A 21,890-nucleotide genomic window follows, 5' to 3' on the forward strand; every position below is an offset into this window, starting at 1 on the left:
ATACAACAGTCCGCACGTTAAAATTTAAAAAGTTTCAAAAAATGCATGAGCATCTTCTCCATGAAAACGCATCTCTTTTTTTCCTCTCTTTTCCCTCATTTCCAACGGGAACCCGGATACGGCTGAGTTATACCCTGTTGTGTCTCTTCGTCATGTTTTGTGGCGTTCCGCATTTCAGTTCCAACGGAAAATTCTGAAAAACTATTGATTACCGGGGTTTCTGCGCAGAACGCCCGCAATGTTTTTCCTGAACAGGCGATGTGTTGTCCTTCATGGGACCGACGCTGTTTGGATCTCAAAATCAGTTTTCCGGGTTATCCTATGGCATGTAACAAACAATGGGCTCAGATCATAACGGATCTGACCGTGCATGGCTGGTCTGTTCAAACAGATTTCGTTTCGAGGGATTTGGTTGGAGCGTTAAAAAAAACAGCAGAGAATTTATGGCAGGAAAATGAATTCAAAAAAGCAGGAGTCGGACGTCAAAATAATTATTTGAGGAATCCTGAAATCCGGAGCGATTATATTTTCTGGATGGATGAGGTTCAGACACCCGATGTAGAGGAATGGAATCATTTACTGGACAACATGAAAGCACAACTGAATCGGGAATTGTTTCTGGGGTTGGAAGAGGTCGAATCCATGTTTGCGATTTATCCGCCTGGTGCCTTTTATGCCAGACACAGAGACAGGTTTGCGGATAATGATCAACGGACGATTTCATGTGTGCTGTATCTCAATGAAACATGGTCCGGAGAAGATGGTGGAACCCTTAGAATTCATGCGGATGAGAAGCATTTTGTTGATGTTCCTCCGGAGGCGGGAACTTGTGCGATTTTTCGCAGTGATACCATTCTTCATGAAGTGCTTCCGGCAAACAGGCAAAGATTCAGTGTCACCAACTGGTTCCGTCGCAGACCTCTGCTGTGAGGAATGGCTTGACATGAAATTTATGTCCCCTCATATTTTATGAAAATGAATTTATAAATCAGATCTCTGAAAGAATATAATGATCACAATATTTGAAAATAATGCCAAACACATTTTTAGAAATGCCAAAGGACATCTATCGCAAGACACTCCGGAAAACAGAGAACTTCTCATGTCTATTGTGACCGATAAAAATCTGAATGGCGTGGATGAAAATGGTACGAGCTGGTATTCCAAAATATTTCCTGATGAAACCCAGGTTTGGGTATGTGTCAGAGATTCAAAAATCAGAAATGGCGGAATCAACTTGAAACCAAGAAAATTACCACCCATCTAAAAAGGTATTTATGAAAATAGACGAAATACAAGCTTATGGAATCATGGAGATTTTCTTGAGGAAATACTATGAACGGACGAAATCAGACGATATTGCCATGATACTAAGTGACATGCAAATCATGCTCGATGGTGAAAGTGCTGATCCGGCAACGCTGATTGAATGGCAAGAGTGTGTCAGTTTGTTTTTTGAAAGGAATCGAAAAGCTTCATAAACAATTCAGCACCTCATCGCAGGCTTTCCACAAATTCCTCAAGCTGTTCAAAGGTGCGGCATTCCCGAAATTCAGTACAATAGTGCAGATAGGTATTGACTTCGCTGTCACCGGAATTCCAGAGTCGGGAGGATTCAGGATTTAGCCAGATCACCCGGCGGGCTTTTTTATAAATTTTTTCGAGAATATGGTGTTCAGTCATGTTGCCGTTGTTGCGGGCATCGCCCAGAATCATGACGGTGGTTCTGGAGCCAATCAGTTCCATGTGGTTCTGCTCAAAATCACGGAAGGCCTGTCCATAGTCGGATTGTCCCGGTTGTTTCAGTGGTTTTGCGTCCATGATGGCATGAAGTGATTGTTCCCAGGAAAATCCATGAAAATAATCGGTAATTTCTTCCATGTTGTCTGAAAACACAAAACTGCGGATTCTGCGGAACTGACTGGACAGAGCATAAATCAGGCTCAAGGTCACTTGAACCACGCCAAACATGGATCCTGAAACATCACATAAAATCACTAAGTCCCCTTTGTGTTTTTTGGGGGCGTGATAATGAAGTTTGATGGGGATTCCGCCAAAACGCATGCTGTGCCGGAACGTTTTTTTAATATCAATGTTTCCATGTTTTTTACGGCGTTGACGCAACGCCTGGGCCGTAGTGATTTTTCGAATCAGATGATTCATCAATTCCAGCAGTTTTTCCTGATCTGTCCTGTAAAGATCCACCAGACTGCGCTGATGTTCTGTGGCATGCGGCATCACTGGCGACCGATAGATGCGGGGATGATCTGACAGGGTGGTGGTTTCGCCATAGAGCATACGGTCCAGCATTTTCAATTGTCTGTCATAGCGTTCGCGCGAACGTAGTATTTCAGGCTGAATGTCCGGATACTCTTCCACTTTCTGATCAAAAAAATGATGGAGCTGTCCCCGGATTTGGTCAATGGAACGCCAGATTCGCAGTTTCTGCCCTAAAATCATGATTCCTGAGGCTGGAAGTTTTCCTGAACTGCCCTGGGTTTCTCCCATGCGCAACTGATCAATCCGTTCAAGAATGCCTTCGCTGCCATGCAAGATAAAATCCGAGATTTCGCGTGCGGTGTCTTCTTCCGGCGAGAGCCAGCTATCCCGGTTTTCCCATTCCTGTTTCCATTGTTCAGCGAATTCAATCGGGCGGTCAGATTCTGTTTCCTGTATTTTATCCATTTCGGACAATGTTTCTACAGGGTCCTGATGGCTGAAAAACAATTCAAAACAGCGGTCAAACCTGACAGAATCTTTGGGGGATTTGACAAAAAAAGCTTTCAATGTGGTGTGAAACTGGTTGCTGTCAAACAGGTTGATCCAAGGCAGGGCCTGGACGCAATCCACGGTTTCAGCCGGGCTGACCATGACTCCGGAGGCCCTGAGCATTTTGGCGAAGCGGGCAATGGTGTTTTCCATGAAAACCTCACAGCAACTGTTTTCTGACCAGCTCAACATCGCTCTGATATTTCAGCAGAACCGAGAGCGTGTGGCGTATATCCGCATGATTCCATTCCTTCAACTGCAACAGCAGCAGGCTCTGGATCCAGTCAATGGATTCGGAAATGCTGGGTGTTTTTTTCAAATCCAGTTTCCGGACTTTATGGACAAATTCCAGTGTTTGTGACAGCAGTTTGGGATTGGCTTCCGGAACTTTGGCGGCAATGATCTGCTGTTCGATTTCCAGGGTTGGATAATCAATAAACAGGTGCAGACAACGCCGTTTCAGGGCATCACTGAGATCGCGCTGATCGTTGGATGTCAACAATACCACCGGAGCTTCAATTGCCCGGATGGTGCCCAGTTCTGGAATTGTCACCGCAAAATCTGACAGGAACTCCAGAAGAAATGCTTCAAATTCAGGGTCTGATTTGTCCACTTCATCAATCAACAACACACACCGTTGTGGACTTCGGAGTGATTTCAAGAGGGGTCGATTCAGCAGAAATTTTTCTGAAAAAAAAGCATCTTCCTGAGATGAAAGTTCCTTGACCGCCTCATTAATGGTTTGTGTATGAGCCAGCGTATCGCTAATTTTTTCCTTGAGGATCTGAATATAAAGAAGTTGTTTGGCATATTCCCATTCATACAGTGCCTTGGATTCATCCAGACCTTCATAACATTGAAGGCGGATGAACTCCAGATTCATGGCCTGGGCAATACATTTGGCCAGTTCGGTTTTTCCAACGCCTGCCGGGCCTTCAACCAGCAGAGGTTTTTTCATTTTGATGGCCAGATACATCACCGTGGCAATCTGGTCACTGGCAATATAATGTCTGACAGCCAGAGCGTCTTTGATTTCCTGGGGGTTGGCGGGAAAGATGCCTTGCATGGGGAACTCCATCCATTCAGATTTTGAGTTAGTGTTCGGCTTGAAACGTTTGAAGATTCTTCTTCACCCTTGATTTGATGGACAGAGATTATATATGACACCTCCTGATGTGCAAGCACTGATTCAACGAACCCATGTGACCGCAGGGCAAAATCTGAAAATCCGCGAAAAACTGGAAAGTCTGCAAAATTCTTCTTTGGGTGATTCTGTCAGGCAACGCTGGGAAGAACTGTTGCCCATGGTGACAGATATTGGAAATCAAATGTTGCGGCAATGGCTGGAACTGGCATTGCTGGGAACCTGCACAGGTTTTGCTGAACGCAACCTTTCTGCCACCCATCCTGATCATCAATACATTTATCCCAGGATTATTGAGGATGTCACCGCAATGTTTGAACATTTTCAGCGCAATGCCCTGTCGCTGGATTCAGCCGCTGTCGAATTTCAGGTTTTTGACTATGGCATTCAGTGGGTTTATTACCTGGACTGGGATTTATATATGTCGAAGGAGTTGTATTGAATCAATTTGAGCGGGTCATTCATAAATGTAACTGGTGACCGTGTAACACAGAACCTCGGCCTCACAGGCATTCACACACAGTTGCGTGGTCGTATCGGTCGCGCCATCTTTGCAGAGATTGCCCTCGGAATCATAAAACTTTTTCGCTTTCAGATAGAGATTTGCGTCATATTCATAGGAAATATTGTAACTTTTCGTGGCATCGCCTGTGTCATCCACATAGTAATACTGCTCTTTTGTTTTTTCTCCTGTCAAATCATAGGTATATTCAACTTGTGTGGCCAATATGAATTTTGAGGAGTCTGTTGAATAATTGTAAGCCATGGATGTGATCAGACGACCTTTGAGGTCATAGGTGTACTCGGTTTTGTTGGAAGGATCGATTGCGATTCCATTATTGATACAATTGTATTTAACGATAGAAAATGTGATCGAATCCGCATCCTGACTGTAACTGTATTCCTGCTTTCCTCCGGAGACAGAAATGCTGTTTTCGGTGATGTCTGTGGAACTGCAAGTTTGGCTGGAGCCAATGTCATAAGCCACTCGAGATGATTTTCGCCCCAGCGTGTCATAAGTGTAAAGCGCCTCAAACGTCAATTTGTCATCCTGATCGAAAATATCAACTGCGCCAGGGCGACCTTTGGCGTTGAGTGTGTAGGATTTGGTAGAAGCAAGAAAAACAGGGTTGTAATTATATTCATGGACCAGGTTGCCGTTGTTATCATATTCGTAGTCTTTGGTGATTTGCGCACTTGAAACACCTGCGCTTTTTGTAAATCTCAGGATCGTTTGACGCTGCATTTTTTCAATGCTCAGATCATAATAATCGATGGTATTCACTTCACGTAAAAACTCAGTGGAGGTTTTTTCGCCGGAATACCGGACTGTCGTGGTTTTTCGGGTTTGCGCCACCTTGTCAGTTTCTTCTGTGATGCTCTGGCGGGCATATCCCAGTTCGCAGTAATCACCAATTTCCTCATCCACGTTGTAACAGGTAATTTCCTCTATCCGGGTGTTATACTTGTCATCAGACGTGACGGTTCGACTGGTTTTCACTTCGAAGGAAATGTCTTCGGAGGCATCTTTATAGACCACTTTATCTGTGGCATAAAAAGATCCGCCAAAGGGATCCTTGCCATAGGTGAAAACACTTTTGGTTACAAACTGATTGTCTGTGTTTCCTTCTTTTTTAGAGATGAGGGTCGCTTCGGTTAGTATCTTGTTTTTATTCAGTTTCAGCGTCCATGAACTGACAGTGTTGGTTGGTGTTGTGACGACTGTTCCATTTTTGTCATAGTTGGTGGTGTACATCCGTCTGGGATAGATGGGCACCACTCCCTGAAAACGAGCAATGTTCCGGGGAAAGGTTTTATCAGAAAATTTCGGGGTTTCCAGCGAGGGGTAACTGGTTTTGCTGTTGAGCAGAACCGGTCCGTTGCTAGCCAGTGGGGATGACTGCACATGAAACAGACTGATGGTTTGTCCATCTTTTGAAATGGTTGGAATCAAACTGTTTCCTTTCAAACCATTATCATGCCATTTCCAGAAAATGGATTCAAAGGGTTGGGTTCCACTGAGAACCAGACGGGTGACACCGTTGATCCTGTCCTGATCTGTCAGATTGAAGCCTACAAATCGGGCTTTTGACAGAACCATGTCACTATTTTCCAGTTCCTGTTGTGAACCTGTATCATTGGTGCAGGCTGCGATCAGTCCAAGCAACAGCCAGCTCAGAATAAGACTAGAAGGGCGAGATAGCATGACCATTGTTTTACAAAAAGTTAAGGAAGAGGTTCCCCAGGGAACATATATTTGACCATCAGCAAAAACTGGTTGGAACCTGTGGCAACACTGACATTATTAAAATTGGAGTTTCTCGAAAAAACATGAAACTGCCCACCCAGCCCCCATGTTTTCATCATATAAAATAAACCCGCTCCCAGCGTAAGACCAAATCCTGCATCAGTCTGATTGGCTATATTATTATTGGTTTTAAGGGCACTGTTCATATACGCCAGTCCTGCCAAACCATAAATTTCGAGAGAACCGTTGATGCTGGTGGAACGGTAATCCAGATAGAGGCTGTCTGTCTGTGCCTTATGCTTCCATGTTTTACCATGAGCTTCATAGGTGAGGTCTGCCTGTGTCATGTTATACCCCAGTCTCCAGTCCATCCAGTCGCCATTATGATCCAGAAAAAAATCGAGCGGGTAACCTGACGCGCTGAAATCCTTGTCTTCAGGAAGCGAATACACGCCCAATCCTGCGCCCACACTCCAATTGTACGTGGCAAATGATCGGGGGACTTCCTCCATGGTTTCTTCAAAATCTTCCGCATGTGCGGAAAAGACGAAGACCGATGATAAAATAAGGCAGAACAGATATTTCATGGGCTGTTTATGGACTAGACAGTTATGTTCCCAGATCCTGAGTTATTGAATAGGAATGAGAATAGCATCAACGAAGCTAACCTTGTTATTTCAGTTTTATTCTTTTAATAGTGATTTACACCCTCTGGATGGGGAAATCTTAATGCAAATCCTGTCCCAATTTGGTGCATACCGGTTAAATTGACGATAGATCACAGGCTTTTTGTGGTCAGAACAAGTTTTATTCTTCAGGCTGTGGAATTCCATGGGAACCGAAATGAATCAAAGCACACAGACACAATATCCATCGGCGCAGATTGTGGCCAAATTGCTGGAAGAAATTCAGCGGAAAATTGGTATGGATGTTCATTCTACCAATCTGATTAAAATGGTGAGTCTGTTTATTCGTCCCAAAAGCGAACAAATCGGGCATGTCATCAAACTGGATATCACTCACTATTTCAAATCCCCTCATGTTCAGGCCCATTTTGCCCAACTGAGTCAGATCGGTGATGTGTTTGATGAATTGCTGAATGTGATTCCCAGCTTTTTGTTTCTGATTTCAGGACAGTTAGCCAGTAATCAAACCTTTCAGAAACATTCAGAATACATTCGTTTGCTGGGGGTGCGTTATCTGGTCGGTCAGGAAGCCACCCTGAATGTTCCGGCCAGGTTTTTTATCAGCACCCTGTCTCCTGAGGATTCAGCCGGAGATCTGCATGAGAAAGCCTTTACCGAAGATATGCATTCTACGTATTTCCCCTATCTGATTCGGGGCGATTTGTATAATTTTATCCAGACGTTTCAGTTTCTTCCAGGCAATAACAAACAGAATATTGTAGAAAATCATTATCTTGCGGAAGGGATTTTTGCCATATTCTTCAAATACTATTTTGATCTGCTGGCCAATTCCACGCATGGTGGCATGGCAGAAAACATCTATGAAATTTTTTCCAATTTTTTTACGGCTTTCATGTACAAAAAGCGGATCAGTATTCCGCCCAATGCCATGACACAGGATTTGCTGCACAATGAAAAAGCCCACCCCTATATTAAAAAATATCACTTCGACATGTTGCGGAACACGATGCCGCTGTTGATCACCCCCAAGGAACATCAGTCCCTGACCAATCATCAACTGGCGATTTTTCAGTCACGTCTGGATACGCTCCGGCAATTTCCTCCTGCCGCCTTCACTTTTTTATTGCTTACCCTGCATGATATTAAAGGCGGCAAGGCTGTGAAATATCTGGTGGATTTTTTATTGAAGGAGGAACCGAATCTGTTTGAACGATTCCAGTTGGAAATGCATGTACAGTCACTGATCAGACTTTATGGGAATCTGTTGGATTCGATGGATGAAAAGTTTGTAAAACGTTTGATTCAGTTGCTGGCAATTGAGAAAAAAACCAGATTCATTGAATTACGCAATGAACTGCTCCAACGCCAGAAGAACAATGTCCTGCTGAAACTGGTAGAAGACATCAGTCTGTCAATATTTGATTTCAGGCCACCGCCCAAAGTGATCAACGATTTACATCTCAGTGAAGAATCACGCAGGCTCAAGGACGCGCAAAACAAACTGGAAGCGCTTTCGAAAAATCCTGATCGTAAAAAGCTTACCCAGAAAGACATTGAAGCCCACATTGAGGAATGTTTGAACCGCTTGTATGAAACGGTTCGTAAACCCAATGCCATGACTTCCGCGGATATCACTGCCTATCTGAAACACGTCCGGGAAATGGCAATGGCTGCCGCGGCCGAATCCAGTGAGGCGATGGACACAGGGTTTGCGCAAAATTATGAGCAAAACTTTATCAAGTCTCACCCCACCGAAAATTTCCGGGAAATTTTTGGATTGCCACAACCAGAAGTCCCTGAGGGGCACATGACCTTTGAAGAAGTGGAAGTTGATCCCTCGTTGCAGAAACATCCACAGGCCTTTCGGCAATTCAAAAGCAAACAGGTGGAACGTCCGAATATTCAGGTTTATAAACGGGCCATACGCACGGTGGTAAGTTTTGAACTCAGCAATGCGAAAAATCAGAAAGTATCCATTCCGCTGATTCTGGAACGATTCCTGACGTTGCCCATCGGCTTAAAAGACAAACTGCGCTTTTTGCGGTTGCACATTTCAGATAAATACATACCAGATGATATTAAATCCGTTGTTTATGCAGAACAGCAACGGCAAGGACTCAAACCTGTCAATCCATTGCATGTTTTTGACAAGGATGGACAGGTTAAGCCCAATAGTGTTTACAGTTTGCTCAAGCTCATGAAAGAATGGGAAGGTTGCTTCATCGATAAAGTGATCATGGTGCCGATTGCCGGAATGAATCATTTTGTAACTCTGTTTGATTTTTTATCATTTCCTCTGGCACCGTTACCAGACAGTCCGTTGCCGGAAAAGTACCGGCACCTGTCACAGCATTTGAAATATATCAAGATGCTGATCCAGGAAGGTGTGGTCAAACAGGATCAGTTAGAAAAAATAAAACAGTACCTTCATTTTTTTCCAAAATTTGAGTACACTCAGACATTCCAGTTTGTACACCTCAATAAAATTGATCGAAAGGTACTTCAGGAAGTTTATGTGATGTGGAATAATCGTAAGTTGTATCCTCTACGAAAAGACGCTCAGACAGATCCCAACGGAATGGAAGACGATGTGCCATTGATGGATAAATAAATGAGCCGGGTTATGTTCAGGCTCATTCCCGGGGACGTAACCCCGGGCTACCGTGAACGGTCATTCCGATCCTGTGGGATTTTATTTTTTTGTAATTCATTATTGAAATAAATTCCTGCTGTAAATAATTTGGTGATGAAATCCTGTGGCCCTCCACGATGTCATCCCCTTGAAAACGGGGATCCAGGAGTGCGCCGATGGATTCCGTGTCAAGCACGGAATGACACCGTGCGATGGCTTGATTCGGTTGCCGTCACCAGAAAATTTACAGCAACAATAAATTCACAATTTATAGGAGTAAATATGACTACGACACCAAAAACGGAGCAGAAAGTTCTCTGCAAATCTCCGTCAGCAACGAAAGGAACACGGATTGAAAAATGGAAATATGAGGCTGTCAAAAAAGCGATTCTGCAGGTTGTACCCAAAGGTGGGGAAGGAATCTTGTTCAAAGATCTTGCGACACTGGTTGAGACTGGTTTGCCTGAGCGGATCAAAGCCAGCCTGGGGTCTGTGAGTTGGTACACCACCACCGTGAAACTGGACCTGGAAGCCAGAGGTGAAATTAAAAGAGTGCCTGACTCCAAACCCCAACGACTGGTGAAATAGATGATCCCGTCCTGTTCTCGTGATCCACGTTCCGGTCAAATCATGGTTGTGTCATTGCTGGTGCTGATGATGCTTTTGTCGGGTTGTAAAAAAAAGACACCGATCCAGATTGGTTTTGCGGGAACCATGACCGGAAATTTCGCGGATCTTGGCATTGCCGGACGAGATGGCGTAACCCATGCGATTGAACAGGCCAATGAACAAGGCGGCATTGAGGGCAGACCCCTGCAATTGATTACAAAGGATGATCAGAACCTGCCTGAAGTCGCGATTCAGGTGGATCGGGAATTGATGGAAAAACATGTGGTTGCCATTATCGGACATATGACCAGTACCATGTCTCTGGCGGTAATTCCTCTGATCAACGAAAAAAAGATGCTGATGATCAGTCCGACAACCAGCACCAACTCCCTTTCAGGACTGGATGATTATTTCATTCGCATGACGCCACCCAATAAGAGTGAAACGTTGCGAGTGGCCGAACATGCTATCCAGCGTTCGTTGAAGAAAGTATTCATTGTCTATGATTTATCCAATCTCAATTATTCAGGAGAGTGGGTTGCCAATTTTAAAAAAGCGTTCACCAGTCAGGGGGGGAACATTGAAGGTGAATTGACCTTCAATTCTTCCAAAAATCCTTCATGGAAGGAATTGACACAATCTTTTCCGCAGGTGAAATTTGACGCGTTGCTGATTGTGGCGGGTGCCATGGATACGGCAATGATTGCTCAACATTTATGGAAAACCGGAAAATCGATTCCCCTTCTGGGGTGCGGATGGGCGAAAACCCTGGAATTGATCCAAAACGGTGGAAAAAGTCTTGAAGGCGCAGTGTTTCCAAGAACCTATCAACCTGATTTTTCAAAAGACGCATACCGGAATTTTCATGAATCCTTTACCAATCGTTTTGGCAAAGAACCGAATTTTGCGGCTGTTTATGGTTATGAGGCCGCATCGATGCTATTTGCGGCATTGAGGCAGAATTCGGATGTCCGGGAACTGCGTCACACAATTCTTAAAGAAAATTTATACAATGGTTTGCAAGGTGATCTGCGCATGGATGCCTATGGAGATCCAAGCCGTTCTCTTAAACTGCTCGTCATTAAAAATGGTGAGTTTGTGCCACTGGATTGAAACGTGAAATGGATCTCAAGCCTTAAAAACATGCTCATCCTCCAGCTTATCCTGGTTATTCTTGTTCCTCTGTTGATCTCAAGTTCCATCATTCTGTTTCATTTCACCCGCACGCTTGAGGATGAAATCAACTCACAGCATCTCCTGCTTTCTCAAACACTGACTCATGAAATCCTGAATTTTCTCTATAGTCCCCAACGCACTTTGCAGGATGTTGTCACGGTGATGGAGCATGATCTGGTTTCAATTTCCAAAAGATCTGATTATCTGGAAAACATTCTGAAAAATCACACTTATTTTGAACGGCTTGAGGTGATTGATAGTCAGGGGACAATGCGTTATACGGCCCCGTTGAATCCTGATCTGACAGGGAACGATATGTCGTTGATGCCGTTTTTTGTTCAAGCCCTGAAAAATAACGGAATCTATTGGTCAGACACGTTTATGTCACCAAAGATACACTATCCTGTTGTGACTCTCAGTATTGCTCAGGGGCAATATGTCATTGTCGGCTATCTCAATTTATTCTACTTGCGCGGACTGGTTGAAAAAATTGTCAGCAATACGGGCAGTCAGGTGGTAATTGCCGATCAAAACGGGACCATTATTGCCCATCATGATGAAAAAATGATTATGGAACGTGTCAACATAAAACAGCTCAAATTGCCGGTTAATTCTGATTCGATACATGATCTGCAATTGTTTCAGGGAAATCTGATGGGCATTATTTCCACCGTGAAACCCATGAATTGGCGTATTGCGGTTTACCAGCATGAAAGTCATATTTTTGCTAAAGTTGAGCATGTCAATGAAATCATCTTGCTGATTGTCGGCACGACCCTGGTGGTTGCTCTTTGTGTGGCCCTGTTCAGTATGCATTCCGCCCTCCGCCCATTGCTGCATTTTACTGAAAGCACCAAAAAAGTGACGGAGGGGGTTTATGAACCGATCCGGGAAAATTTTCGCTATTCTGAAATCAGGACATTGCTCGAAAATTTCAATGCGATGATTCAAGCGATCGCAACCCGTGAAGAAGTGTTACGGGATAATGAAATACAGATCAGGGAACATAACAAATCACTGGCACAGGCAGTAAAAATCAAAACAATGGAAATGGAAACTCTGGCCAAACGACTGGTTCGCAGGGAAAAACTGGCCACAGTGGGACAAATTACGGGAAATATTGCCCATGAACTGCGAAATCCCCTGAGCTCTCTGAAAAACGCGGTTTATTATATGAAACGACGTCCTGATGTCAAATTGGGAGATGTCACTCAGTTTCTGGATATCATGGATCATGAAATCAATACGGCCACACATGTGCTGGAAGATTTGCTGGATTTGACCCGGATTAAAGAACTGACCCTCACACAGATCGATCTGAAAAGTATGGTTTATGACACACTCCGCTATGGCCAACTGAAGGAACGTATTGAACTTCGCTATGAATCAAATCCGGAGGAATTTATCATCAGAGTAGATCCTGTACAGATGCGACAGGTCTTTTTGAACCTGTTCACAAACGCGGCGGATGCTTCTATAGAGATGGGGGTTGTTCAGGTCACTGCATTGCGGAATGAAGAACTTCAGATGGATGAAATCCGGATTCAGGATTTCGGATCAGGCATTGCGGTCGAACGTCTGGAGGAAATATTCGAACCGCTATACACCACCAAGCGTCGGGGAACAGGCCTGGGATTGAGTATTTGTAAACAGATCATTGAAAAACATAATGGGGAACTCACGGTTCAAAGTGAAGTTTCCAAAGGTACCGTCATGATTATTCGTATTCCTGTCACACAAGCGCCTCCAACACCGTCTCTCCTGTCATGATGCAAGTGTATTACGCTGTTTGCGGAACCACCTGGCTGATGACAGATTCTTCCCGTGACATTTTATAACGTTTAATGATGCTGAACGCTTTTTTCAGATCAGGAATGATCAGTTCATGGATCTCTGTGTAATGACTGTTTAGAATCCAGTTGATGAACTGAATTTGTTGCTCCGGACTGCGATATCCCAATTGTACCAGATCACGTTTCAGAATCAGGAACTGTCGTGCCAGCGCGTTTCCGGATTGATGACCCGGGTCAGAAACAACCTTGAGAGGGATTTGTGCTTCCGGGAGTTCCTGAATTTCAGGAATCACAACCACTGCACTGTGGTTTCGTTGGTCACGAATCAATTCCACAATGACAATCATGCTGGAGAGCAACAATGACATGGCACAAAACGCGAGCAAGATGGTTTCCATGATAGTCCTTTCATTAAAAATGTTGTCATTCCCTGACAACACATGTCCCTGAAATTCAGATTTGTGCCGATACATTCATTTGTTTCTGTTCACAATCTGAGCGAATGCATGAAGCAAAGCACAAAACAGACCACTTTTATTTCCGCATTAAAAAATTTCTATTGATTCTGATCCGTCGTGTATCCAACCTCATGAGGGATTCTTCTCTCCGGTATGCTCCGTATTAAATTCAGCGTGATGGCAAATTTTTCCCGAATTTTTTTGAAACACGGGGTTATTCACCAATCATAATTGTTTCCAAGGCCTGATAAGACCCAATGTAGGACACCATTCCTCTCCCATGACGTTCTGTCTCAAAATGTAGTGGCATTGAACTTGTATTCCGTTTTCCTTTAGAATCAGGGTTTGTTCTCTTGTTTATCAAGGATTATCTGTTCTTGAATCATTATTGGTGAAATCAACGTCCTCTTTTGAAAGAAAACGGATATGTGTAAAAAATTGTGTTTGATACTGCTGATCACAGGATGCCTCTTTTCAGAAGCCCTGGCTGTGAGAGTGAAGGATATCTCATCCTTGCGAGGAGCCAGGAGCAATCAACTTACAGGTTTCGGTATTGTGGTCGGACTTGATGGAACCGGAGATTCTCCGGAAAGTCTGCTCTCGCGGAAACCGATTGTGAATGCGTTGGAACGAATGGGCATCAGTCTGAAAAATGAAGATATTTCAGGAAGAAGCATTGCGGCTGTCTGGTTAACCTCAACGTTACCCGCGTTTGCGAAATCGGGACAGCAACTGGATGTCACCGCATCCACAATCGGTGATGCCGGATCCTTGCGTGGGGGCGTGCTGGTCATGGCGCCGTTGAGGGGACCAAACCGTCTGGTTTACGCGGTGGCTCAGGGGCCGATCGTGGGCATTCCCAAAGGAGTGAGTCGTAATGAAATTGATGTGCAGGATGAAAGTCTGAAAAAAAGTATCGGAGACAGCATGGTGGCCTCTGTCGGCCAGATTCCAGGTGGCGCACTGGTGGAAAAGGAGATCACTCTGGATCTGAATAGTCGGGCACGTCTGTTTATGAATCTCAATGATCCTGACTTCACCACGTCTTTCCGGCTCGCCAAGATGATTAATCAGAAACTGGGATTCCGTTCCGCCAAAGCCAAAGATGCTGGAACTGTCGAGATTTCAGTCCCTGACAGCTATCTGGGAAACACGGTAGAATTGATTTCATATATTGAAAATCTGGAAATCACGCCTGACAACGTGGCTCAAGTGGTGCTGGATGAACGGACCGGAACTGTGGTGATGGGGGCGAATGTTAGGATTTCGCCGATAGCCATTTCCCATGGCGGCATGAGCATCCAGGTGAAATTACCGGCACGCGCTCCTGCAGGCCCTATCGCTCCGGGTGCGGCTGGACCCATACCTGCGCCTGTCGAAGGGGAAACCATTCAATCCAATGTACTGCTGATGAAAGGTGGCGCGGATTTGAAAGAAGTGGTTGACGCGTTTAATAAAATTGGAGCAAACAGCAAAGACCTGGCGCAAGTGCTGAAAAGCATAAAAACCGCTGGCGCTCTGCATGCTGAACTGATCATTCGTTAAAACTTAAGGAATCCGATGAAGCTGAACATGCTCTCTACTTTTAATTCACAACGGATGACCCAGAAAGCGGACCTGTTGAAAAATCAGAAAGTTCGCGACAATTCTCCAGACCAGCAACTAAAAAAGGTGGCCTCTGACTTTGAAGCGCTGATGGTTCAGCAGATGATGGAGTCCATGCGAGAGTCTGTCGGAGAATCAGAATTGTTGCCACAAAGTCAGGGTGAAAAAGTATTTCAATCCATGCTGGATGGTGAATACGCGTCCATGGCATCCCAAAAAGGAGAATTGGGACTCAGTCGTATCATTTATGAACAAATGAGGCCTGTTGTGAAGAAATCCAGGGATGGGATTTAAGTTTTTTCCAAATATGCCGATATAATAAACAAGCTTGGAAAAGCATTCCGGCCTTGATGAACGAGGTTCCTCTTCTGCGGATGAGGAATGATGTACTCTTCATAAAAACAATTGTGTCTTAAGGTCGGGAACCTTTTATCAGGAGTTACTACGGAGGTGAACATGAAAGTAACAGGGCAACAACCGCCTATCGCCAAGGATATCAAAACAGGGCAAACCCAGTCCCGTGATGAACTCTCTCGAAATGGGGGACAAGCCTCGCAGGTGAGCGCGGAAAAATCAGTGACAACATCACCCACAGCATTCAATAAAATCAAGGAACTTCTGGTAAATGAACCTGAGGTCAGAGCAGATAAGGTTGCGGAGCTGAAAGCTAAAATTAAAAATGGGGAGTACCAGATCAATCACGAACGACTGGCTGGTAAAATGATTCAAGAATCGTTGAATGAACTCAAATCCCGCGGGTAGTCGAATGGTCCGTTGCCTGTTGGTGTTGTTCTTTTTTAAGGGAATCATGATTCAGGAGGTTTTGTGAGTCTGTATCTGACACAGTTGCTTGAGATTCTTCAAAAAGAAGTGGTTCTGCATCAGGAACTGCTGGGAACACTGCGTGAAGAAGCACAATCACTGGGCCAGGTGTCAGGTGCCGCACTGCTGAAATTGCATAGTGCCAAAATCATGTTTTCCAGAAAAATCGCGGGCCTTGAACAGGAACGCCTGATCATCGTTCAAAACATTGCGGAGGAATGGCAGATGGAGGCCCGACAGCTTTCCCTGAGAACCATTATTTCCATGATTCCTTCAGAAATGGCTCTTCCTCTGCAACATTGTTTTGACCAATTGAAACAACTGATTGAAGCGATTCAATCCTGTGCTGATCACAACAGCCGGATTTCAGAAGCTCGTCTGGGATCGGTCGAAAGTTCGCTGAAGTTTTTACAATCAATGAAAAAACGGCAGCATACTTATTCCGGAGCCGGAATCATTCAGCCTGCGATGCAATCCACGTCGCGTATCTCAGTATAAAACTAGTGAACGTTTTGAAACAGAGTTGATATGCCTGCATTGAATGCTGCCTTGAACATGGGACACAAAGCGTTGTCTGCACAGCAACGCGCGATCAGTACCACAGGGCACAACATTGCCAACATGAACACAGACGGGTTTACCCGACAGCGTTCTGAAACTATTTCCGAAAAACCCGCGTCGGATGGCTCAGGCGGTGGTGTTCGTTCAGGTTTTGTCAAGCAGATCTATGACAGGTTCGCTCAACAGAAAATCTTGCAGGAAAAACCTAAAAACGGGGTGTATGATTCCCGTGAAAAATTTTTACAGAAAATTGAGGTGGTATTCAGTGAAATGGAAGGTGCCGGACTCAGGAAAACCCTGAATGATTTCTGGGATTCCTGGAGTTTGCTGGCCAATCAACCAGAATCTGATGCGGCCAGGGCAAAAGTCAGAGATCGGGGAGATGCGTTGTCCGCCAGATTCAGGATGATGCACAATGAACTCACAACGATCAGGAATGAAGCCAATGGGCGGATTGCGGGCGTTGTTTCAGAAGTCAACAACCTTGCCAAACAGATCGCTGAATTGAATCATAATATTTCTCGTGCGGAAATGGCGGGTCAAAAGGCAAATGATGCCAGAGATGAACGCAACCAACTGCTGGAAGACATGTCTGGACTGGCGGATATCAACTGGTTTGAAGGGGAAGATGGCGCGATTCAGGTACTCATTGGTGACCACTGGCCGCTGGTGCACAAAGGCACTACCAACCTGCTCAGTACTTCGCAGAATGGTGGCGAAACAGGCATGTTCAGCATTGAGGGGACTGGATCGAATGGTTCCAAACATGACCTGACCAATTCTTTTCGTTCGGGAGAACTCAAGGAGGTGATGACCATTCGTGATCACACGACCGTGGAATATTTACAACAACTGGATGACATGGCCTTTGGTCTGGCACACAGAATCAACCGGTTGCATGCCACAGGGACAGGGTTGAACCATGCCCCGAATGTAGTCAAAAGTTCGTTTGGACTGAATCCTGACGCACAACAGCAACCGTTGCCGTTTGTCAAGGATGGTATTCTTCAATTACATCTGGTGGGCGGCGACAGAGATGTCCTTGAAACCTATGAAATTGAAGTTCAGGCCGGGAAAGACTCCATTCAGGATATTGTTCAACGGATCAACGAAACAGTAGGCGATCCTGCTTTGCTGGAAGCCTCACTGGAAAATGACGGATCCGTCAAGCTTCAGGCCGGAATGGGACGTGGTGTCATTTTTGGCAACGATGAAACCGAATTGACGCTGGTGATGGGCTTCAACAATTTCTTTGAATCGCTTCAGGGTGCCGCGGATATGAGAATCAGCGACAAAATTCTGAAAGATCCCAACAATATCGCAACCGGTAAAGATCTGGTTCCCGGTGATAATCAGGTGGCCTTGAAAATCGCAACCATGCAGACTGAACCAACCATGAATGATGACACCATGACTTTTGATGAATTCTACAATGGCATTCTGGCTGATGTAGGACTCCGGATCCAGAGAAATCAGACCGATAAGGAACATCAGGATGCGTTGTTGTCCCAGTTTCAGGAAATTCGTGATTCGATCAGTTCCGTCAATCTGGATGAGGAAATAGCCCAGATGGTGCAGTATCAGAAAGCCTATGAGGCATCGGCCCGGTTCATCACCACGGTCAATGAAATGATGGATACTCTGCTAAGAATGTAAATCCCAGTTCAGGAAGGTGCTAACGCATGCGTGTCACAGAGACAACCAAACGGGAAAACGTTTTGGGCAACATTCAGAAAAATTCACAGCGTCTTAAAACGCTACACACGGATCTGTCGTCTGGTCAGAAAATCAACCGGACGTCTGATGATCCGATTGGCGCGACCGTCGCACAGGATATTGTGACCTCCATTTCACGCAGGGAACAGCTCCAGCACAACATGGAAGACAACCTTGTCTGGCTGGAAAGCAATGAGGTGGAACTGCAACACATGACAGAATTGTTGAATCACGCAAAACAGTTGATTCTGTCTCAGGCCAGCGGCACGGCAAGTTCGGATTCACGAGCCGTTACCGCTCAGGAAATTAGAGATATCAGCAACGCGTTGATGGATGCCGGAAATGTGCGGCATAATAAATTATTTCTGTTTTCAGGCACAAAAACACTGACGAAACCGCTGACAACCAGAAATCCGATTCAGCCTGCCAAAATCATGACCGATGAAATTGTGCAGAAAGATGTGGCGGAGTTGCTGGATATTGGTCAGTTTCGTGCCCAGTTTGAAGGACATTCTCTCAACGATTACCGGGTAAAAATCACCAAACCGGGAGCGTTAGGATTTGCCCGTTACAAGGTTTCAGATGACGCAGGTGTGACCTGGAGCAAGGAACGGATCCTGACTCCGGTGATCAAAGTGCACAATACTGAAGGCAAACCCAATGATCAGGTCATTCTCCGTTTTTCAGATGAACAGGGGTTGCTGGGGGATTTGATCGCGGATCAGGCGGACTTCACCAAAGAAAATTTTTTCTTTGATATTGAAGATCAAGGCGCAATTTTTCCGGAAGGTATAGAATTTGTATTTCAACCAAACAGACCGGTTGACTATGTTGGAAACCAACAAAAAAAAGAGGTGTTGATCTCGGATGGAATCGCGATCCCCCTCAACATTACCGCCGAAGAAATTTTATTAAAAACGGATGATAAAAGCCTCGATATTTTTCAGGTGCTTTATTCACTGGAACAATCGCTCATAAAAAATGATCCGGAAGCTCTGGCCTTGAAGCTTGAGGATTTGGATAGATCACTGGATCAGGTGTTGCGCAAACAGGCCCAGATTGGAAACACCATGATCGATATTCAGAAATCCAGTCAGAAAATGGATGAAGAAGTTTTTTCAACTCAAAAGCGGCTGTCCGATGTTCAGGATGTAGATATTGCGGAATCCGCCATAGATCTCAACACCGCAGAACGGAATAACAAGGTTTCGCTGGATGTGGGAGGAAGGCTGTTACAGCCTTCATTGATGCAGTTCCTGAGATAGACTCAGAACTGAAAAAAAAGTGATTCCACAGGAAGTGGACTCACAGCACATGGATATATAACAGGCACCAAGGAGGGTGAAATGCTCATACTGACAAGGAAGTCAGGGGAAAGTATAACCATTGGCGATGATATCAAAATTCAGATCATCGAAATTAAAGGCAAGCAGGTTCGTGTTGGAATCGATGCTCCCAGAGAATATGTCATTCATCGGGAAGAAGTTTATATTCGAATCCAGGAGGAAAACCGGCTTGCGGCAGAAAAAACTCCGATTTCGCTCAAGAATATTCGGGATTTTTTTAAAAAAACAAAATGACCACGAATTTCACTTCAGGATTTCAGGTCATACTTGTCTCAACTTCCTTGTTTTATGAGGTTTTATGTTAATCCAAACCACACGCTTCGGCGAAATTGATATTGATGAACGTGAGATCATCACCATGCCCAACGGATTATTGGGGTTTTCCAATGACCGGTTGTATGTGATGCTTGATGATGAGGTCGGTTCGCCTTTCAAATGGCTCCAGTCGGTTGAAAAACCCAAACTGGCCTTTGTGACCATTGATCCAACCATTGCGGTTTCCAACTATTCGCTCTCGATTTCGGAAGAGCATATGAAAAAAATGGAAACCACCAATCTTGAAGAGCTGTCGGTACTGGTGATAGTCACCATGACCCGTGATCTGAAAGATGTGACCATCAACCTGCAGGGACCACTGATCATCAACCAGGTCAACAGGGTTGGAATTCAGATGGTGATTCCTGACAGTCCCTATTCCACACGTTATCCATTGTTCGGGGATAAACTGCAGTTCTCTGCGGATGAAACCAGAACTCAACGGAATACAGAACAACGGAAAGCGGCCGCAGGATAACCTCAATGGAACTGGCTTGAAAAATACTGATTATACCGGATTGGGGGGAGGGCTTCGAGAGCCTCCCATTCCCTACCTCTGGTGGGGAACCTTCCTTATCCCACCTCCGGTGGTTTGCCAACGAACCGTGGAAGGGCACCAGAGGTGCATTATGGAACGGTTCCCGACGAGACGTGGGGCAATACCCTAAAACCCGTATCCAATAAAAATGGTGGCTTCCTCGCCTTCTTTTCCTGTGGCATAATCCGCCCGTAAAACCACTGAAGAAAATACAAATCGAAATCCTATTCCCGTTGAATATTTGAAATCACGATACAACGCCTCATCATTCGTGGGAGAGACTTGGCCAATTTCATAAAAAAGAGCGAGTTGGACTGCCTCAAACACGCCTTTTTCCAGGATAAAATTGAACGGAGTCGTATTCTCCAGAAAATACATCCGATATTCGAGTCCGGCAAAAAACGAATAGGTGTCATAAAATCTGGAGATGGGATAACTTCTCAAACGGTTGGGACCGCCCAGCGACGTCGCGTTTGAGTCACTACCCTCCGCATTAAAATCATTCACCCCCCGGATAATCCCATTACAGAGTGTTTCCGTTGAAATTGCCGGATTATCTTGATTGCCCTGATTTTCTTTAGAATCTTCGACACACTGTTCTACCTGTTGATCAAACGATTGACTGCTGTCAAACAAAGTGAAGGGTTTGGTCACCCTGGACGCGGAATAAAAGACATTGGCGACGAGCACTGAGCTCAAATCATCATTGGGAATATAGGTGGTCAAAGAATAATCCTCGACGATAAAGTTTTTAAGACCTTTTCCCTCAAAGCCATATTTTTCATAAAGGAAACGGATTCCAACTCTTGGATCAATGCGGTCATCCGTCAGATCAAGCTTGACTCCCTGGCGAGTGATGAACAGATTCACTAAATCAATGTACAGCAAAAAATTTTTTACAAACCTGGCAATTTCGTCCTCCTGCTCCTCTGGCGTCATGCTTTCTGCGTCTTCGAAATTGCCAATATCGCTTTTATTCAGATCAATCTCTGGAAAAGCCAGAGCGGCGCCCCCGTAAAATTCCAATTGTCTGTCAAATAAATTGAAGCCAAGGTCCACAGCACGCCCATAACTTTTTTTGAATTTCAACGTGAATTCGGGTTCTGTGGGAGAATCAGGTCCTCGGCCAAAAAAAGCAAAACCGCCCTTTTTGCCATCGACATACGCCATCGAGAGCGTTAAATGTTGAGTAAACAACGGAATATCCGAAGCAATGACGCTGTCCACCTCAATTTCTCCCTGAATTTGCAGCAAACTCAATGTGGAACCATTTCCCAGCAGATTAACCACGGTTGCGCCGCCACCATCGCCTGATCCCAGGCCGGGAACCTGATAAACCAGCGGATAAAAAAAGTATGAAATATCTTCTTTTTCCTGCTTGTTTCGGCGCTCTATTGCCAGAGCCGTATGAACCATTGTTGAGAAAATAAAGAAAAGAAAAAGAACACGAAAATTCATGGCTTTGGTACCTGATGTTTTGCACTGATTGGAGGATAAATCTTTATTCGGGA

Annotated in this window: 22 protein-coding genes; 16 read left to right on the plus strand and 6 right to left on the minus strand. The window is 44.8% G+C overall.

Annotated elements, in window-relative coordinates; all coding sequences use genetic code 11:
* The first annotated feature begins 321 nt into the window (after positions 1-321).
* From HQM11_14535 to HQM11_14545, 3 genes are all read left to right on the plus strand, one after another.
* Positions 322-930 (plus strand): 2OG-Fe(II) oxygenase, encoded by a 609-nt coding sequence (locus HQM11_14535; GenBank protein MBF0352247.1) that lies wholly within the window; start codon positions 322-324, stop codon positions 928-930.
* Positions 931-1,009: 79 nt separating this feature from the next.
* Positions 1,010-1,267, plus strand: coding sequence for a hypothetical protein (locus HQM11_14540; protein ID MBF0352248.1), 258 nt, complete (start codon positions 1,010-1,012; stop codon positions 1,265-1,267).
* Positions 1,268-1,277: 10 nt separating this feature from the next.
* Positions 1,278-1,481 (plus strand): hypothetical protein, encoded by a 204-nt coding sequence (locus HQM11_14545; protein ID MBF0352249.1) that lies wholly within the window; start codon positions 1,278-1,280, stop codon positions 1,479-1,481.
* Positions 1,482-1,494: 13 nt separating this feature from the next.
* On the opposite strand, the gene HQM11_14550 is transcribed toward HQM11_14545, so the two are convergent.
* Both HQM11_14550 and HQM11_14555 read right to left on the minus strand, forming a co-directional pair.
* A complete protein-coding gene (locus tag HQM11_14550; GenBank protein ID MBF0352250.1) occupies positions 1,495-2,922 on the minus strand; it encodes a VWA domain-containing protein in 1,428 nt (475 codons plus the stop codon).
* 7 nt (positions 2,923-2,929) lie between these two features.
* Entirely contained in the window at positions 2,930-3,835 is a 906-nt protein-coding gene (locus tag HQM11_14555) for a MoxR family ATPase (GenBank protein ID MBF0352251.1), read from the minus strand.
* A gap of 94 nt (positions 3,836-3,929) precedes the next feature.
* Here HQM11_14555 and HQM11_14560 point away from each other — a divergent pair, with 94 nt between their 5' ends.
* Complete coding sequence (locus HQM11_14560) at positions 3,930-4,355, plus strand: hypothetical protein (protein ID MBF0352252.1); 426 nt, start codon at positions 3,930-3,932, stop codon at positions 4,353-4,355.
* A 15-nt stretch (positions 4,356-4,370) separates the two neighbouring features.
* Here the strand turns inward: HQM11_14560 and HQM11_14565 are convergent, their stop codons facing one another.
* On the minus strand, positions 4,371-6,119 hold the full coding sequence (locus HQM11_14565) for a hypothetical protein (protein MBF0352253.1): 1,749 nt from the start codon (positions 6,117-6,119) through the stop codon (positions 4,371-4,373).
* Positions 6,120-6,139: 20 nt separating this feature from the next.
* Positions 6,140-6,748 carry a porin family protein gene (locus tag HQM11_14570; GenBank protein MBF0352254.1) on the minus strand — a complete coding sequence of 203 codons (609 nt, stop codon included), beginning with the start codon at positions 6,746-6,748 and terminating at the stop codon, positions 6,140-6,142.
* A gap of 244 nt (positions 6,749-6,992) precedes the next feature.
* Here HQM11_14570 and HQM11_14575 point away from each other — a divergent pair, with 244 nt between their 5' ends.
* The 4 genes from HQM11_14575 (at position 6,993) to HQM11_14590 (ending at position 12,995) form a co-directional block, all read left to right on the plus strand.
* Positions 6,993-9,419, plus strand: coding sequence for a hypothetical protein (locus tag HQM11_14575; GenBank protein ID MBF0352255.1), 2,427 nt, complete (start codon positions 6,993-6,995; stop codon positions 9,417-9,419).
* A gap of 303 nt (positions 9,420-9,722) precedes the next feature.
* Positions 9,723-10,028, plus strand: a complete 306-nt coding sequence (locus tag HQM11_14580) for a hypothetical protein (protein MBF0352256.1) — start codon at positions 9,723-9,725, stop codon at positions 10,026-10,028.
* Positions 10,029-11,162, plus strand: coding sequence for an ABC transporter substrate-binding protein (locus tag HQM11_14585; GenBank protein ID MBF0352257.1), 1,134 nt, complete (start codon positions 10,029-10,031; stop codon positions 11,160-11,162).
* A gap of 3 nt (positions 11,163-11,165) precedes the next feature.
* Positions 11,166-12,995 (plus strand): hypothetical protein, encoded by a 1,830-nt coding sequence (locus HQM11_14590; protein MBF0352258.1) that lies wholly within the window; start codon positions 11,166-11,168, stop codon positions 12,993-12,995.
* A 10-nt stretch (positions 12,996-13,005) separates the two neighbouring features.
* Here the strand turns inward: HQM11_14590 and HQM11_14595 are convergent, their stop codons facing one another.
* A complete protein-coding gene (locus tag HQM11_14595) occupies positions 13,006-13,416 on the minus strand; it encodes a hypothetical protein (GenBank protein ID MBF0352259.1) in 411 nt (136 codons plus the stop codon).
* A 486-nt stretch (positions 13,417-13,902) separates the two neighbouring features.
* Between HQM11_14595 and HQM11_14600 the strand changes: the two genes are divergently transcribed.
* The 8 genes from HQM11_14600 (at position 13,903) to HQM11_14635 (ending at position 20,319) form a co-directional block, all read left to right on the plus strand.
* Positions 13,903-15,021 (plus strand): flagellar basal body P-ring protein FlgI, encoded by a 1,119-nt coding sequence (locus HQM11_14600; protein ID MBF0352260.1) that lies wholly within the window; start codon positions 13,903-13,905, stop codon positions 15,019-15,021.
* 15 nt (positions 15,022-15,036) lie between these two features.
* On the plus strand, positions 15,037-15,375 hold the full coding sequence (locus HQM11_14605) for a rod-binding protein (protein MBF0352261.1): 339 nt from the start codon (positions 15,037-15,039) through the stop codon (positions 15,373-15,375).
* A 162-nt stretch (positions 15,376-15,537) separates the two neighbouring features.
* Entirely contained in the window at positions 15,538-15,843 is a 306-nt protein-coding gene (gene flgM, locus HQM11_14610; protein ID MBF0352262.1) for a flagellar biosynthesis anti-sigma factor FlgM, read from the plus strand.
* Positions 15,844-15,906: 63 nt separating this feature from the next.
* The gene (locus HQM11_14615) at positions 15,907-16,401 is read left to right on the plus strand and encodes a flagellar protein FlgN (GenBank protein MBF0352263.1); all 495 of its coding nucleotides are present in this window, start codon (positions 15,907-15,909) and stop codon (positions 16,399-16,401) included.
* Positions 16,402-16,431: 30 nt separating this feature from the next.
* Positions 16,432-18,120 (plus strand): flagellar hook-associated protein FlgK, encoded by a 1,689-nt coding sequence (gene flgK, locus HQM11_14620; protein ID MBF0352264.1) that lies wholly within the window; start codon positions 16,432-16,434, stop codon positions 18,118-18,120.
* 26 nt (positions 18,121-18,146) lie between these two features.
* Positions 18,147-19,445 (plus strand): hypothetical protein, encoded by a 1,299-nt coding sequence (locus tag HQM11_14625; GenBank protein ID MBF0352265.1) that lies wholly within the window; start codon positions 18,147-18,149, stop codon positions 19,443-19,445.
* Positions 19,446-19,526: 81 nt separating this feature from the next.
* Positions 19,527-19,760, plus strand: coding sequence for a carbon storage regulator CsrA (gene csrA / locus HQM11_14630; GenBank protein MBF0352266.1), 234 nt, complete (start codon positions 19,527-19,529; stop codon positions 19,758-19,760).
* A 64-nt stretch (positions 19,761-19,824) separates the two neighbouring features.
* Positions 19,825-20,319, plus strand: coding sequence for a flagellar assembly protein FliW (locus tag HQM11_14635; GenBank protein MBF0352267.1), 495 nt, complete (start codon positions 19,825-19,827; stop codon positions 20,317-20,319).
* 186 nt (positions 20,320-20,505) lie between these two features.
* Here the strand turns inward: HQM11_14635 and HQM11_14640 are convergent, their stop codons facing one another.
* On the minus strand, positions 20,506-21,837 hold the full coding sequence (locus HQM11_14640) for a hypothetical protein (GenBank protein ID MBF0352268.1): 1,332 nt from the start codon (positions 21,835-21,837) through the stop codon (positions 20,506-20,508).
* Positions 21,838-21,890: the final 53 nt, after the last annotated feature.

The organism is SAR324 cluster bacterium (assembly GCA_015232315.1).
Classification (GTDB): Bacteria; SAR324; SAR324; order SAR324; family NAC60-12; genus JADFZZ01.

Excerpts from the sequence above, each read along its gene's own strand:
- HQM11_14535 (MBF0352247.1), top strand. The coding sequence starts at position 322 with ATGGCATGTAACAAACAATGGGCTCAGATCATAACGGATCTGACCGTG.
- HQM11_14540 (MBF0352248.1), top strand. The coding sequence starts at position 1,010 with ATGATCACAATATTTGAAAATAATGCCAAACACATTTTTAGAAATGCC.
- HQM11_14545 (MBF0352249.1), top strand. The coding sequence starts at position 1,278 with ATGAAAATAGACGAAATACAAGCTTATGGAATCATGGAGATTTTCTTG.
- HQM11_14550 (MBF0352250.1), bottom strand. The coding sequence starts at position 2,922 with ATGGAAAACACCATTGCCCGCTTCGCCAAAATGCTCAGGGCCTCCGGA.
- HQM11_14555 (MBF0352251.1), bottom strand. The coding sequence starts at position 3,835 with ATGCAAGGCATCTTTCCCGCCAACCCCCAGGAAATCAAAGACGCTCTG.
- HQM11_14560 (MBF0352252.1), top strand. The coding sequence starts at position 3,930 with ATGACACCTCCTGATGTGCAAGCACTGATTCAACGAACCCATGTGACC.
- HQM11_14565 (MBF0352253.1), bottom strand. The coding sequence starts at position 6,119 with ATGCTATCTCGCCCTTCTAGTCTTATTCTGAGCTGGCTGTTGCTTGGA.
- HQM11_14570 (MBF0352254.1), bottom strand. The coding sequence starts at position 6,748 with ATGAAATATCTGTTCTGCCTTATTTTATCATCGGTCTTCGTCTTTTCC.
- HQM11_14575 (MBF0352255.1), top strand. The coding sequence starts at position 6,993 with ATGGGAACCGAAATGAATCAAAGCACACAGACACAATATCCATCGGCG.
- HQM11_14580 (MBF0352256.1), top strand. The coding sequence starts at position 9,723 with ATGACTACGACACCAAAAACGGAGCAGAAAGTTCTCTGCAAATCTCCG.
- HQM11_14585 (MBF0352257.1), top strand. The coding sequence starts at position 10,029 with ATGATCCCGTCCTGTTCTCGTGATCCACGTTCCGGTCAAATCATGGTT.
- HQM11_14595 (MBF0352259.1), bottom strand. The coding sequence starts at position 13,416 with ATGGAAACCATCTTGCTCGCGTTTTGTGCCATGTCATTGTTGCTCTCC.
- HQM11_14600 (MBF0352260.1), top strand. The coding sequence starts at position 13,903 with ATGTGTAAAAAATTGTGTTTGATACTGCTGATCACAGGATGCCTCTTT.
- HQM11_14605 (MBF0352261.1), top strand. The coding sequence starts at position 15,037 with ATGAAGCTGAACATGCTCTCTACTTTTAATTCACAACGGATGACCCAG.
- flgM (MBF0352262.1), top strand. The coding sequence starts at position 15,538 with ATGAAAGTAACAGGGCAACAACCGCCTATCGCCAAGGATATCAAAACA.
- flgK (MBF0352264.1), top strand. The coding sequence starts at position 16,432 with ATGCCTGCATTGAATGCTGCCTTGAACATGGGACACAAAGCGTTGTCT.
- HQM11_14625 (MBF0352265.1), top strand. The coding sequence starts at position 18,147 with ATGCGTGTCACAGAGACAACCAAACGGGAAAACGTTTTGGGCAACATT.
- csrA (MBF0352266.1), top strand. The coding sequence starts at position 19,527 with ATGCTCATACTGACAAGGAAGTCAGGGGAAAGTATAACCATTGGCGAT.
- HQM11_14635 (MBF0352267.1), top strand. The coding sequence starts at position 19,825 with ATGTTAATCCAAACCACACGCTTCGGCGAAATTGATATTGATGAACGT.
- HQM11_14640 (MBF0352268.1), bottom strand. The coding sequence starts at position 21,837 with ATGAATTTTCGTGTTCTTTTTCTTTTCTTTATTTTCTCAACAATGGTT.